Here is a 13,496-nt window from a genome sequence, read left to right as displayed (position 1 = left end):
TCGGTGTGCCGCCGGTGCGCCTCGGTAGCCGTCGCGAGCGCAGCATCGAGGGCGGCGGCGCTGAGGGTGACCGCCTCCCGCGCGGCGGCCACGTCCGCGGTCTCGTCACCGGTCAGAGCGGCGATCTCCGGTTCGGCGAGTACGGACGTCGCGACGGCCCGTTCGTTCTCGGCGTTCCGCACCGCCCGATCGATCTCGTCGATGCGCGCGGAGGGACGCTGCGCCGCACATGCCTCGGCGACATCGGCGAATCCCGCGTCGGCGGCAGCCTTCTCTGCTTCGTGCACTCGGTGCTGCGCCACCGTGAGGGTGTGCGCGGCGCGCAGCCGCGCGTCGAGCAGGTCCGTGGCCGCTGCGGCGAGGATTGCCACCCGCTTCCGGCGGGGGGCGAGCTGCCCGGCGTCGCCGACCACGGCCGCGATACGTCGGCCGATCTCGTCCGCTTCGGCGGCGAATACCGCGAGGTCGCGGGTCGTCTCACCCAGGTCGGTGTCGATCTGCCGCGCGCGTTGCTGCAGCTCGCTCTCGCGCCGGCGGAACTCGTCTACTGCACCGCGACAACGGTCGAGCCGGGCCGCGGTGGCGGCGGTGGCGTCGTGGGCACGAACCGCCTCTTCGTGCGCGGAGGCCAGAGCGTCGACGGTGCCGTCGTTGCAGCGTTCGCGCAGCACGGCGACGGTGTTCGCAATTTCGGTGACCGCGGTGCGGGCGTCGGACAGCGCGGCCGCCGCGCGTTGTTCGGCGCTGTGNGCGCGTTCCTCGTCGGTTTTCGTGACGGTGTCGGCGGAGGGTTGTGCAGGGGCGGGATGCTCGACCGATCCGCACACCACACATGCGTCGCCGGGGACGAGATGGGAGGCCAATTCCGCGGCCATCCCCGCGATCCGCCGCTCCCGGATGTCGAGGAGGACGGTGCGTGCGTCGTTGTGCGCGGTGTGCAGCGCGGCAACCTTCTGCTCGGCGGCTTCCAATTCCGTTCTGCGGGATTGCAGTTCGACCGACGCGCCGAGCGCGTCGGCTGCGCGGTCGCGGGTGGCGACGAGGCCGGGCAACGCTGCTGCGGCCTTTTCGGCCTCGCTGACCGCCGCGGTCGCCTCCGATATGTGTTCGGGGAGCACCGACTGCTCGATGACGATCCGGTCGTGTTCGGCGGTCAGTACGTCGCGCCGGGAGTTCAGGCGCTGCCGGCGCGTGTCGATCTCCGAGATCCGATGTTGTTCCTCCAGCAGCGCGTCGAGGCGTGCCGTCTCGGCGGACCACTGCTCGCAGCGGGGACGGATCGTGTCGCGGTCGGTGTCGGCCGGCTCGCCCGTGAGCTGCCCGAGCAGCCGGCGCCCCTCGTCGTCGTCCGCGAGCGGTGTGGTCGCGGCCTCTGCGGCGCGCAGGGCTGCGTCGGCTTCGGCGACCGCGCGCCGGGCATCGCGATCGACGACGACGACGGGCACCGCGCGGTGTGCGGCATCGCGCTCGGCGAGCATCTGCTGCCGCTCGGGTTGTGTCGAGTCCAGTGTCGCGAGCGCAGTGTGGGCGGCGGCGCGCCGGCGCAGCCGTTGTTCGAGCGCGACCGCGTCGTCGAGCGCGCTGCGGTTGCGCTGATCCACGCGGCGCGCCCGTCCGAGCGCTGTGTCGGTCTCGTCTCGGGTGTCGGCGGCGTCCGCAAGCAATCGGTGGGCCCATTCGACCGGGTCGGCGTCGGCGCCCGCCTCGATCCCGGCCGCAGCGGCCACCTTCGCCGCGAGAACGTCGACCGATTTCTGTTGCTCGGTAAGACGTTTCGCGCCTGCACCGCGGCGGTCCTTGAACCACTGCTCGACGTCGCCGAAACGGGTGGTGTCGAACAGGCGCTCGAGGAGCTTGCCGCGTTCGTCGCTGTCGGCCCGCAGGAACTTCGCGAAATCGCCCTGCGGCAACAACACCACCTGGAAGAACTGTTCGGCGCTCATGCCCAGCAGCGCCTTGACGGCGTCGCCGATATCGGGAATCCGCGACAGATTCTCGCCCGCACCGTCGAGCCACTCCAACGTGGCCTTCGCCTGCTGTTTGACGGTGCCGGTGCCGCGCAGCTTCGGCCGCTCGTATTCGGGACTGCGTTCGAGGCACAGCCGGCGCCCCGCGATGGTGGCCTCGAGACGGACCCGCGGCGCAGTGCCGGCGGGGGCGTGATCGGACAGCAACCGGCGGCCGTCGGCGCGGGCGCCGGGCACGGTGCCGTACAGGGCGAAAGCCACCGCGTCGAGGATCGACGTCTTCCCCGCACCCGTCTGCCCGTGCAGCAGGAACAATCCGTCGGCGCCGAGTTCGTCGAAGTCGATCCGGACCGTCTCGGCGAACGGCCCGAATGCGGTGATCTCGAGCGAATGCAGTCTCATGCGGGCACATCCGTCCGCGCATCGGTGGGGGCCGCGGGGCGTTCGCCGACGCCGCGGCGGCGGTCCGCATCGCGCAAAGCCTGCTCGACCCAGCCGATCTCGCGCACGGACGCCTCGAAGCGCACATCGGCCAGGAAGGTTCCGGCGATCTCGAGGTCGCTGCGGCCGCGCACCTTGTCGCGGTAGCGGCCCTCGGGGGCGGTGGCGGGGCGATCCCATTCGACGTGCACGGCGTGCGGGAAACGCTCCCGCAGCCGGCGCATCGCGTCGAGCGGGCGGACCTTGTCGGTGAGCACCGCCGACACGTAGTGATCGTGGACGGCCTCGTGGGCCGGATCGGTGAGCAACTCGTCGAGGGTGCCGGACAGCCGGCTGAGTTCGCGTACGACCGGCAGCTCGACCCGCTCGACCGACGCGAGGCCGGTCTCGTCGAGGTCGACGAGCCACGCAGCCTTGCGGTGCGTGCGCTCACCGAACGAATAGGGCAGCGGCGACCCCGAGTACCGCACGCGCTCGGTGACGGTCTGCGGCGAATGCAGATGTCCGAGGGCGACGTAATCGGCGCCGTCGAACGCGGACGCCGACACCGTCTCGACCCCGCCGACCGAGATGGAGCGTTCCGAACCCGTAGGTTCGGCACCGACGACGAAGGCGTGCGCGAGTACCACCCGGCGGCCGCCCCGGGCCTCGGCGTCGGTGCGCACCCGGTGCATCGCCGCATCGAGGACCTCCTGATGCGACCGCGCCTTGGGTATCCCCAGCTCCGCGCGGGTGATCTCCGGTTCCAGATACGGGATGCCGTAGAACGCGACCGGACCGTGGCCGTCGTCGAGCATCACCGGGCGGTCGATCTGCGAGATCCGGGTGATCAGGTGCAGGCCCCCGTGCGCCGCGAACGCCGCGCCCGCGCCCAGGCGCACCGGCGAATCGTGATTGCCCGACGTCGCGACGATGACCGCCCCCGCCTCGCGGATCGCTTCGAGCCCGGCGTTGCACACCGCGACGGCGTCGGAGCTGGGAATGGACCGGTCGTACACGTCGCCCGGCACCACGACCACATCGACGTGGCGGGCCGACACCAGCTCGGCGATCGCCGCGAGCGCGCGAGCCTGGTCGGCGAGCAGGTCCACCCCGTGGAAGGTGCGACCGATGTGCCAGTCCGAAGTGTGCAGGATCCGCATGCCGTCAGACGCTAGAGCAGGCCCCCGACACGTCGCGGTTGCGGGTGACTGTCGGTCCGGTGGGGCATCATGCGCCACATGACAGTACTCACGGCACTGGGACTGCTCATCGCGCTCGGTCTGGGCGCGGTGCTCGGCTGGCTGCTGCACGCGGCGCGCAGCGGCGACCGCGCGGCGCGCGCCGAAGCGCAGCTCGCCGCACTGCGCGACAACGAAGCACAGCTGCGGCAATCGCTGAGCGCGGTCAGCGAGGATGCCGCCCGGCGACAGTCCGGAGCGATCGGCGACCAGGTGTCGCGGCTGGTGGGCCCGCTGCAGGAATCGGTCGGTGCGCTGGCACGCCAGGTCGAGCAGGTCGAGAGGAGCCGCGTCCACGCCTATGCGGGCCTGACCGAGCAGGTCGAGGGCATGCACCGGGCGTCGCAGCTGCTCTCCACCCAGACCCAGCAGCTCGTCACCGCGCTACGGGCCCCGCAGGTGCGCGGGCGCTGGGGTGAGATCCAGCTCGAGCGGGTCGTCGAGCTCGCGGGCATGGTCCGACACTGCGACTTCGATACGCAGGTGAGCAGCGAGGGTGTGCGTCCCGATCTGCTCGTCTACCTCGCGGGCGGCAAACAGATCGTGGTCGACGCGAAGGTGCCGTTCGCCGCGTATCTCGACGCGGCCCAGGAAGAGGACCCACCGCGACGCGAGCATCATCTCGGCCGGCACGCACGCCAGTTGCGCACCCACATCGATCAACTGTCGGCGAAGGCGTATTGGGAATCGTTCGACCCGACGCCCGAATTCGTGGTGCTGTTCGTACCGGGCGATCCCTTCCTCGACGCCGCACTCGGCGCCGAACCGTCCCTGCTCGAGTACGCGTTCGCGCGGAACGTGATCCTTGCCACGCCCACGACGCTGGTCGCGTTGCTGCGCACCATCGCGCACACGTGGCGTCAGGAAGCGCTCTCGCGCGATGCCGCGACCATCCACCGTCTCGGTCGTGAGCTGTACCAACGGCTCGGCACGGTCGGCGGTCACCTCGATCGTCTCGGTTCGCAGCTGGGCAAGGCCGTCGACTCGTTCAATCTCACCGTGTCGTCCATGGAGACGCGGGTCGGCGTGACCGCTCGAAAGCTCAGTGAGCTGGAGATCTTCGACGGCGATGTGCCCGAGGTGCGACGTGTCGACTCGTGGCCCCGACGCAGCACGTACACGGAAACAACCGAATCGGACGGTCCTGTCGACGAAGCAAGCTGACACGGCCAAGCTAATGTCTACCTGTGTCTGCAACCCAACGTGCTCGCTCGGCGGTGCCGCTCGACATGCGGTCGTCGGCTCCGTCGGTACCCGGTGTGCCCTGGTGGGGGGCACTCGCCATCGCGGCCGGGGCAACCCTGATCGGCCTCCTGATCGATGCGGCGCGCGGTGACGAACTGACGTCGGCGTTCACGGCGTTCTATGTGCTCGGGTGCATGGCTGCGGTGGTGGCAGTCCGCTACCGCGGTCTGTTCACCGCTATGGCGCAGCCTCCGCTGCTGCTGGTGGTGGCGATCCCGCTCGGTCAGGAGTTGCTGGCCTCGGGCAGCACGATGGGACTGAAGGATCTGGCGCTGAATGTGGCGTACCCCCTGGTCAACCGTTTTCCGGCGATGCTGTTGGCCACTGTGGTGGTGCTGCTGATCGGCGGAGCGCGCATCTTTGCGGCGCGACAGAACCCGGGAGTGCGGGCACGCGCACCGCGCGAGCGTCCGCGCGACCGCAGGTCCACCCGGGCCGCACGAGCCGGGCGTGCCGCCGTCGAGCGCGGTGCACCGGCGCAGAGGCAGGCCCCCGCGAGCCGAGCGAAGGCGGTCGGTTCGACGCCGGCCGAATCGAAGACTCGGGCGCAGCGGCCCCCGGTGGAATCCGATGTTCCACCACAGCAGGCTCCACGCGCTGCAACGTCCAGACGCCCTCGCGAAGCCGCGGCGCCGGTGGCGTCGGTGAAGGATGTCGCCGATACCCGCGGTAACCCGGTGGCCCGTCGCCGCGACGGGGGGTCCCGTCGCGAGGAGTTGCCGCCGCACGAGCCGGCTCCGCGTCGTCGGCCGCAACCTCAGGAGCCGCGCCCGCCGGAGTCCCGGCCGACCGTCACCCGGCAGGCGCCGCCCGCGCAGGCCTACCCGCCACCGCGGGTGCGGTACCGCGACCGCTACGAGGACTGAGCCCGCAGTCCGGCCCCCGCAGCTCCGGGCGGGTCGGGCTCGGACCGGTTACTTCAGCCCTGGCGGGGACCGCGCAACTCACGCGGCAGCGCGAACACCAAGGTTTCGTTGGCGGTGGTCACCGGCTGGACGTCGTGATATCCGTGCTCGGCGAGCAACTCGATCACGCCCTGGACGAGAATTTCGGGGACCGAGGCACCGGACGTGATGCCGATGGTCTCGACGCCCTCGAGCCACGCCGGATCGACTTCGCGGGCGTAGTCCACCAGGTAACCGGCCTTGGCGCCGGCGCCCAGCGCCACCTCCACCAAACGCACCGAATTCGACGAGTTACGCGAGCCGACGACGATCACCAGATCGCATTCGGGGGCCATCGCCTTGACCGCGACCTGGCGGTTCTGGGTGGCGTAGCAGATGTCGTCGCTCGGCGGGTCCTGCAGTTGCGGGAACTTCTCCCGCAGTCGCTGCACGGTTTCCATCGTTTCGTCGACGCTCAGCGTCGTCTGCGACAGCCAGATCACCTTTTCGGGATCGCGGACGGTCACCGAATCCACGGCGGCCGGACCGTCGACGAGCTGCACGTGCTCGGGCGCCTCACCGGCGGTGCCCTCGACTTCTTCGTGACCCTCGTGGCCGATGAGGAGGATGTCGTAATCGTCGCGAGCGAACCGCTTCGCCTCCTGGTGCACCTTCGTGACCAGCGGACATGTGGCGTCGATCGTGCGCAGGCTGCGAGCTTCGGCAGCCTCGTGCACCGCGGGTGAGACGCCGTGTGCGGAGAACACCAGCACCGCGCCCTCGGGCACCTCGTCGGTCTCGTCCACGAACACGACACCGCGCTCGGCCAGCGTCTCGACCACGTGGCGGTTGTGGACGATCTCCTTGCGGACGTAGAGGGGTGCACCGTACTTGTCCAGTGCCTTCTCGACCGTTTCCACGGCCCGGTCGACACCCGCGCAGTAGCCGCGCGGCTCCGCGAGGAGCACGCGCTTTCCGGATGTGGAGTGACCGGCCGACCGTGTGATACCGACTTGGAGCGGAACAGGCGCAGACATGCCTCCAGAGTACGGGCCGAGAACGGGACGGTCCCGGCTCGGCTACCAATCCCGCGGAACCTGAGGCAGTCTTGGGGGCATGATTCGTCCACCGTTCATGGCACGAGTGGCGGCCGGTATGGCCATCACCGCGTACGAAGAAACCCTCAAACTGCCGAGTACCGCCGTTGCGCTGCCCATGACAACGGTGAGCCAGATACTGCAGACGACGATGCGTATCCAGCAGGCGATGACCTCCCTGGCGATCAAGGGCGATCAGCTGTTCGAGATCTTCGGCGCACCTCCCACGGAGAACCCCGAGTGGGCCGTATTCGACGACGATGCCCTTCCCTCCACCGCGCGTAGCGGCGCGTCGAACGGCGCAGAGGCGAGGACCGGGTCCGGATCCGTCTCGGCGCCGGGCCGGTACGCGCTGTACTCGATTCCGCCGGCGAGCGAGGCCGAAGCCGGGGCCGGAACGCCCGCGTCGGAATCGTCCGCCGCAGCGGTCACCGCGGAGCCCCCGGAGAGCAAGGCACCGGCGAAGAAGACTTCCGCCGCGAAGAAGGCTCCCGCGAAGAAGAACGCTGCGCCGGAGGCGGCACCCGAGATCGTCGAATACCTCGACTACGACTCGCTGACCCTCGCGCAGCTGCGCGCGCGTCTGCGCACCCTGTCCGTGGACGACCTCACCGACCTGCTCGACTACGAGAACACCCACGCGGCCCGCTCGCCGTTCGTCACGATGCTGTCCAACCGGATCACGACCGCGCGCGGCAAGTGACCTCGACGCAGGCGACGGCCGGCCGGCCCAATTCGGCGGACAATCCGTGGCCGGTTCGCACCGTGGCGCAGAAGGTGGCCGGCTGGATCGATCGGCTCGGCACGATCTGGGTCGAGGGGCAGATCACCCAGATCAATGCGCGCCCCGGTACCCGCACCGCGTTCCTGACGCTGCGCGATTCGTCGGTGGATATGTCGCTGTCGGTGTCGTGTGCTCCCCAGTTGCTGCAGAATTCCGAGCTGCCGCTCCACGAGGGCAGCCGCGTCGTCATGTTCGGCAAGCTCACCTTCTGGCCCGGTCGCGGCACGCTGCAGCTGCGGGTCACCGAGATCCGCGCCGTCGGCATCGGGGAGCTGCTCGCCCGCATCGAGCGGCTACGCGGTCTCCTCGCCGCCGAGGGTCTGTTCGATCCACGGCTCAAGCGGCCGCTACCGTTCCTGCCGCAGCGGATCGGTCTGATCACCGGCCGTGCGAGCGCCGCCGAACGCGACGTGCTGTCCGTGGCGGCGCGACGGTGGCCGGCGGTCCGGTTCGATGTGCGGAACACCACCGTGCAAGGCCCGACCGCGGTACCGCAGATCCTCGACGCGCTCGAAGCTCTCGACGCCGACCCGAACGTGGACGTGATCATCCTCGCCCGCGGCGGAGGCAGCGTCGAAGACCTGCTGCCGTTCTCCGACGAGGCGTTGTGCCGCGCCATCTCGGCCTGCACGACACCGGTCGTGAGCGCGATCGGCCACGAACCCGACAGTCCGCTGTCCGATCACGTCGCCGACCTGCGTGCCGCGACCCCCACCGACGCGGCGAAGTGCGTGGTCCCCGACGCTGTCGCCGAGCAGCAACTCGTCGACGAGCTCGTGGCGCGTTCCGCGGCGGCGCTGCGCAACTGGGTGCGGCGCGAGGAACACGTGATCGCGCAGCTTCGCGACCGGCCGGTGCTGGCCGATCCGCTACGGGCGCTGGACCGGCGCGCGGAGGAGATCGACCGGCTGAGACAGGGGGCGCGGCGGGATGTCACCCGATGCATCCAGGTGGAAGCGACGACCGTCGAACACCTGCGTGCGCGCCTGTCGACGCTCGGCCCGGCCGCGACACTGGCCCGCGGGTACGCGGTGGTCCAGCGGATCGTGCCGGACGGCGAGCCCGAGGTGGTGCGGTCCCTGGAGGAGATGCCGCCGGGCACGCAGCTGCGGGTGCGGGTGGCCGACGGCGCTTCGCGGGCCGCAGTGATGGGATGGGAGAAGTGACGAGCGAGATGAGGGTCGAGGCAACAGTGGACGCGAACGCCGACGTGCGGGAATTGGGATACGAGCGGGCGCGCGACGAGCTGGTGAACGTGGTGAAGATGCTCGAGCAGGGCGGACTCGACCTGGACGAGTCGCTGCAACTGTGGGAGCGCGGCGAAGCGCTGGCCAAGCGGTGCGAGGAGCACCTCGCCGGGGCGCGGCAGCGAGTCGAGAATGCCTTGGCGCACGCCGACGACGGCGAGTCCGAGGACGACGACACCGTCGACTAGGCCCGGCGGACCTGATCGGGAAGGCCGCCGGTCACGGTTCGAGCGGTTGCGCTTCGCCGACGGCGGTGGCGAACGTTGTCAGTTCGGCCTCGTCGCCCGAGCCACCGATCAGGATGCGCACGTCACCGAAGTCCGCAACCCACAGCGGTTCGGCGTCCTCTTCGCCGTACACGACCCAGTCGCGGCCGTCGATCTCGCGCGTATCGGTGGCGGTGCGGGACTCGCCGGCAACGAACCGGACGAGTTCGGCTTCTCCCGCGTCCGACTGGGTGAAGCGCACGTACCGTCCCGCCGGGGTGATGAACCCGACGGTGCTCGAATCGCCACCCTCTTCGCCGGTGATGATGCTGCGGCTCCCCGAGTTCGCCTGCCAGCCCTCGGGGGCCTCCGGATGCCGGATCGGGAACCCGAGTTCCTTGGCGTCGTACTCCAGGCCCGCGTCGATATCGAAGGTCGGTACCGGTCCTGCGGAAGGACCCCCGGGGCTGAACGAGCACTGGCTCGCCACCCCGGCGATGATCAGGCACAGGAGGACGAGGGGAATCAGCGACCAGGACATGTCGCGGGTGTCCTGGAGGATGCGGGGTTTCTGGGAAGCCACAGGTCCAGTCTGACAGCCGACCCCGTCGCCCGACGACGCCGCCCGGGTCCGCCAGCCCGAACCGGCGGCGGTGATGCGACAATGACCACGCGAACCAGCATCTATCGATCGTGTGGTCGTCTCCCCCGACGACCGCTCGTGTGCCGGCGCTCCGGCGCCGACCAACTCTCTTCAGGAGGCAGTAGCCCATGACGGCCAGCACCCCACCTCGTCGCGAAGCTCCGGACCGCAACCTCGCCCTCGAGTTGGTTCGTGTCACAGAAGCCGCTGCGATGGCGGCAGGCCGCTGGGTCGGCCGCGGCGACAAGGAAGGTGGCGACGGAGCTGCCGTCGACGCGATGCGCCACATGGTGAGTTCGGTATCGATGCGGGGTGTCGTCGTCATCGGCGAGGGCGAGAAGGACGAAGCGCCCATGCTCTACAACGGCGAAGAGGTCGGCAACGGCGACGGTCCGCTGTGCGACGTGGCCGTCGACCCCATCGACGGCACCACCCTGATGTCGAAGGGCGCGCCCGGCGCGATCGCAGTGCTCGCGGTCGCCGAGCGCGGCGCGATGTTCGACCCGTCCGCGGTGTTCTACATGGACAAGATCGCCGTCGGCCCCGAGGCCGCCGATGTCATCGACATCACGGCCCCCATCGCGGAGAACATCCGGCGGGTCGCCAAGGCGAAGAGCGTGGCGATCTCGGACCTGACCGTGACGATCCTCGATCGACCGCGTCACGCCCAGATCATCAGCGACGTCCGTGCGGCCGGCGCCCGGATCCGTCTGATCTCCGACGGCGACGTCGCGGGCGCCATCGCCGCCGCGCGTCCCGGATCGGGTGTCGACATGCTTCTCGGTATCGGTGGTACTCCGGAGGGCATCATCGCCGCCGCCGCGATGCGCTGCATGGGCGGCGAGTTGCAGGGGCGGCTGGCGCCGACGGACGACGCCGAACGGCAGAAGGCGCTCGACGCGGGTCACGACCTCGACCGGGTGCTCACCACGAGCGACCTCGTCACGGGCGAGAACATCTTCTTCTGCGCGACAGGTGTCACCGACGGCGAGCTGCTGCGCGGTGTGCGGTACTCGGCCGGTGGCGCCGAGACGCAGTCGATCGTGATGCGCAGCAAGTCCGGCACGGTCCGCACGGTCGAGGCCTACCACCGTCTGAAGAAGCTCAGCGAGTTCTCGTCGATCGATTTCCACGGTGTCGCCGGCGCAAACCCGCCCATGCCCTGATCGACCCCGGTGAGTGGTGGGGTGCCGGAACGTGTTTCGTTCTCGGCACCCCACAGTTCGCTCCGGCGGGCATACCGTGGACAGCATGTCCGAGAATTCCGAGCAGTTCCGCATCGAACACGACACCATGGGTGAGGTCCGGGTTCCGGTCGACGCCCTGTGGCGAGCCCAGACCCAGCGGGCCGTCGAGAACTTCCCTATTTCCGGCCGCGGCCTCGAACGCGCGCAGATCCGTGCGCTGGGCCTGCTGAAAGCCGCCTGCGCGCAGGTCAACAAGGATCTCGGCCTGCTCGACGCCGAGAAGGCCGACGCCGTCATCGCCGCAGCCGGCGAGATTGCGGACGGCAAGCACGACGACCAGTTCCCGATCGACGTGTTCCAGACCGGTTCGGGTACGAGCTCGAACATGAACACCAACGAGGTCATCGCATCCCTCGCCGACCGTACCGGAGTCACGGTTCATCCCAACGACCATGTCAACATGTCGCAGTCGTCGAACGACACCTTCCCGACCGCCACGCATCTCGCTGCGACCGAAGCCGCGGTCACCGATCTGATTCCGGCCCTCGAGCACCTGCAGGCCGCGCTCACCGACAAGGCCACCGAGTGGCGCACCGTCGTCAAATCCGGACGAACCCATCTGATGGACGCGGTGCCGGTCACGCTGGGGCAGGAGTTCGGCGGATACGCCCGGCAGATCGAGGCCGGTGTCGAGCGGGTGCGCGCGACACTGCCGCGGCTCGGTGAACTACCCATCGGCGGGACCGCCGTCGGCACCGGACTCAATGCGCCCGACGGCTTCGGACCGCGCGTCGTGGCTGCGCTGGTCGAGGCCACGGGAATCGACGCGCTGCAGCCTGCAAAGAACAGCTTCGAGGCGCAGGCCGCGCGTGACGGTCTCGTCGAGGCGTCCGGCGCGCTGCGCACCATCGCAGTGTCGCTGACCAAGATTGCCAACGACATCCGCTGGATGGGTTCCGGCCCGCTCACCGGCCTCGGCGAGATTCGGCTTCCCGATCTGCAGCCCGGCAGTTCGATCATGCCCGGCAAGGTCAATCCTGTTATCCCCGAAGCGGTTACCCAGGTCGCGGCGCAGGTCGTCGGTAACGACGCCGCGGTCGCGTGGGGCGGCGGGGCAGGCGCGTTCGAACTCAACGTCTATATCCCGATGATGGCGCGCAACATCCTCGAGTCGATTCGGCTGCTCGCCAACGTCTCCCGGCTCTTCGCAGACCGCTGCGTCGTGGGGCTGGTGGCGAACGTCGACCATCTGCGCACGCTGGCCGAGTCGTCGCCCTCGATCGTCACACCCCTGAATTCGGCCATCGGCTACGAAGAGGCGGCGGCGGTCGCCAAGGAGGCGCTGAAGGAACGCAAGACGATCCGGCAGACCGTCATCGATCGTGGCCTCGTCGGCGACAAGCTCAGCGAGGAGGAACTCGACCGTCGCCTCGACGTGCTCGCGATGGCGAAGGTCGAGCCCCAGGACTGACACCGGCCCCGGCCCACGTCGGGCCGGGGGTTCGGGTCAGTTCTGCATCACCTCGGTCTGTCCGTCGACGAAGGTGATCGACCCGTTCTGGAAGTCGCTCTGGAATCCACCCTCGATGGGACGTTCGTCGCTGATCGGGAAGCCCAGGTCGCCTCCTGCACCACCCGCGTCCTCCCAGGCCGCACGAATCTCGCCCCACACGATGTGGGCGTCGGTATCGGGGCTCCACGCGATGATGCCGCCGTCGAACTCGGCGACCTGACCGTCGCCGACCTCTTCCTGATCACCGGTGGCAGCGCCGAGCGGGCTCGTTGCGCCCCCGACCTCGTTGTACTTGGCGAGGATCTGCCCACTCAGCTCGACCTCCTCACCCCCGGGACCGGGAACCGCGCTGGTCTGACCCTCGGCGGGTTCGGTTCCGGTCGTCTCTGTTCCGGTCGTCTCTTCCGCACCGGTCGTGCTCTCGGCCCCCGTGGTCTCGTCGGCGGTCTGCACTTCCGACACCACGCTCTCGGCCGCGGACTCGACGGCACTCGTCGCCGACGCGACCGAGTCCTCGACGCTGCTGTCGTCGCCACAACCGGCCGCGATCAGACCGACGGCGGCAATGGCGGCGGCCATGGCCGCCGGTCGACGTGAGATTCTCTTCATGGATCACTCCTGTCGGGATTCTCGCGACGGTCTCCGCGCCGCGGGATTCAACTCACGGACCTCTCGAACGTAACCACCCGGACCCATTACGTGTTGCGGTTCGACAGGTATAAGTCCGTTTACTTACGGATATCACTTCCGAAACGGCCGGCTGCGAAATTTCCCGAGACGGGGGGCGTAGCCGCGGCTTACCATGCGTGCATCCCACCAGAGGGACAACATGACCGAGACCCGGACGACAACCACCCCGGAAGCGGCGATCACCGTGGTACGGGAATTCCTCGAGGCCATGGCCGAGGGCCGAACGGACGCTGCGACGGCGTTGCTCGACCCCGACATCGCGTGGCACAACACGTCGCTCCCGACGATCCGAGGCGGTCGTCGGGTGCATTCGATCCTGTCCGGCCTCACCAAGCCCTGGCTCGGGTTCGATGTCGTCGTGCACCACATCGC

The 13,496-nt window shown here is 69.4% G+C and carries 13 protein-coding genes; 8 read left to right on the top strand and 5 right to left on the bottom strand.

Annotated features, from left to right (window positions below; translation table 11 throughout):
- On the bottom strand, positions 1–2,369 hold a 2,369-nt coding region (locus tag Q8814_RS19375; RefSeq protein ID WP_330153622.1), incomplete at its 3' end, for an AAA family ATPase.
- Positions 2,366–3,550 (bottom strand): exonuclease SbcCD subunit D, encoded by a 1,185-nt coding sequence (locus Q8814_RS19370; RefSeq protein WP_330153621.1) that lies wholly within the window; start codon positions 3,548–3,550, stop codon positions 2,366–2,368. The genes Q8814_RS19375 and Q8814_RS19370, both read right to left, overlap by 4 nt.
- 78 nt (positions 3,551–3,628) lie before the next feature.
- On the opposite strand from Q8814_RS19370, the gene Q8814_RS19365 reads away from it, so the two are divergent.
- Both Q8814_RS19365 and Q8814_RS19360 read left to right on the top strand, forming a co-directional pair.
- Positions 3,629–4,792 carry a DNA recombination protein RmuC gene (locus tag Q8814_RS19365; protein ID WP_330153620.1) on the top strand — a complete coding sequence of 388 codons (1,164 nt, stop codon included), beginning with the start codon at positions 3,629–3,631 and terminating at the stop codon, positions 4,790–4,792.
- Between the two features lie 23 nt (positions 4,793–4,815).
- On the top strand, positions 4,816–5,739 hold the full coding sequence (locus Q8814_RS19360; protein ID WP_330153619.1) for a DUF6542 domain-containing protein: 924 nt from the start codon (positions 4,816–4,818) through the stop codon (positions 5,737–5,739).
- Between the two features lie 53 nt (positions 5,740–5,792).
- Here Q8814_RS19360 and Q8814_RS19355 read toward each other — a convergent pair whose 3' ends face one another.
- Positions 5,793–6,794 (bottom strand): 4-hydroxy-3-methylbut-2-enyl diphosphate reductase, encoded by a 1,002-nt coding sequence (locus Q8814_RS19355; RefSeq protein WP_330153618.1) that lies wholly within the window; start codon positions 6,792–6,794, stop codon positions 5,793–5,795.
- Positions 6,795–6,873: 79 nt separating this feature from the next.
- Here Q8814_RS19355 and Q8814_RS19350 point away from each other — a divergent pair, with 79 nt between their 5' ends.
- The 3 genes from Q8814_RS19350 to Q8814_RS19340 are packed head-to-tail and all read left to right on the top strand — an operon-like array spanning position 6,874 to position 9,073.
- Positions 6,874–7,557 (top strand): lipid droplet-associated protein, encoded by a 684-nt coding sequence (locus Q8814_RS19350; protein WP_330153617.1) that lies wholly within the window; start codon positions 6,874–6,876, stop codon positions 7,555–7,557.
- Positions 7,554–8,804 (top strand): exodeoxyribonuclease VII large subunit, encoded by a 1,251-nt coding sequence (xseA, locus tag Q8814_RS19345; protein ID WP_330153616.1) that lies wholly within the window; start codon positions 7,554–7,556, stop codon positions 8,802–8,804. The genes Q8814_RS19350 and xseA overlap by 4 nt, the downstream gene beginning before the upstream one ends.
- Complete coding sequence (locus tag Q8814_RS19340; protein WP_330153615.1) at positions 8,792–9,073, top strand: exodeoxyribonuclease VII small subunit; 282 nt, start codon at positions 8,792–8,794, stop codon at positions 9,071–9,073. The genes xseA and Q8814_RS19340 overlap by 13 nt, the downstream gene beginning before the upstream one ends.
- 31 nt (positions 9,074–9,104) lie before the next feature.
- On the opposite strand, the gene Q8814_RS19335 is transcribed toward Q8814_RS19340, so the two are convergent.
- Positions 9,105–9,674 carry a DUF4245 domain-containing protein gene (locus Q8814_RS19335; RefSeq protein WP_330153614.1) on the bottom strand — a complete coding sequence of 190 codons (570 nt, stop codon included), beginning with the start codon at positions 9,672–9,674 and terminating at the stop codon, positions 9,105–9,107.
- Between the two features lie 188 nt (positions 9,675–9,862).
- Between Q8814_RS19335 and glpX the strand changes: the two genes are divergently transcribed.
- Positions 9,863–10,900, top strand: a complete 1,038-nt coding sequence (gene glpX, locus Q8814_RS19330; RefSeq protein WP_330153613.1) for a class II fructose-bisphosphatase — start codon at positions 9,863–9,865, stop codon at positions 10,898–10,900.
- Between the two features lie 85 nt (positions 10,901–10,985).
- The gene (locus Q8814_RS19325) at positions 10,986–12,392 is read left to right on the top strand and encodes a class II fumarate hydratase (RefSeq protein WP_330153612.1); all 1,407 of its coding nucleotides are present in this window, start codon (positions 10,986–10,988) and stop codon (positions 12,390–12,392) included.
- Between the two features lie 36 nt (positions 12,393–12,428).
- Here the strand turns inward: Q8814_RS19325 and Q8814_RS19320 are convergent, their stop codons facing one another.
- A complete protein-coding gene (locus Q8814_RS19320) occupies positions 12,429–13,043 on the bottom strand; it encodes an LGFP repeat-containing protein (RefSeq protein WP_330153611.1) in 615 nt (204 codons plus the stop codon).
- Between the two features lie 220 nt (positions 13,044–13,263).
- Between Q8814_RS19320 and Q8814_RS19315 the strand changes: the two genes are divergently transcribed.
- The coding region (locus Q8814_RS19315; RefSeq protein WP_330153610.1) for a limonene-1,2-epoxide hydrolase family protein at positions 13,264–13,496 on the top strand (233 nt) is incomplete at its 3' end.

The organism is Rhodococcus chondri (genome assembly GCF_036327435.1).
Classification (GTDB): Bacteria; Actinomycetota; Actinomycetes; order Mycobacteriales; family Mycobacteriaceae; genus Rhodococcus; species Rhodococcus chondri.
This window is presented reverse-complemented; position numbering and strand designations above follow the sequence as displayed.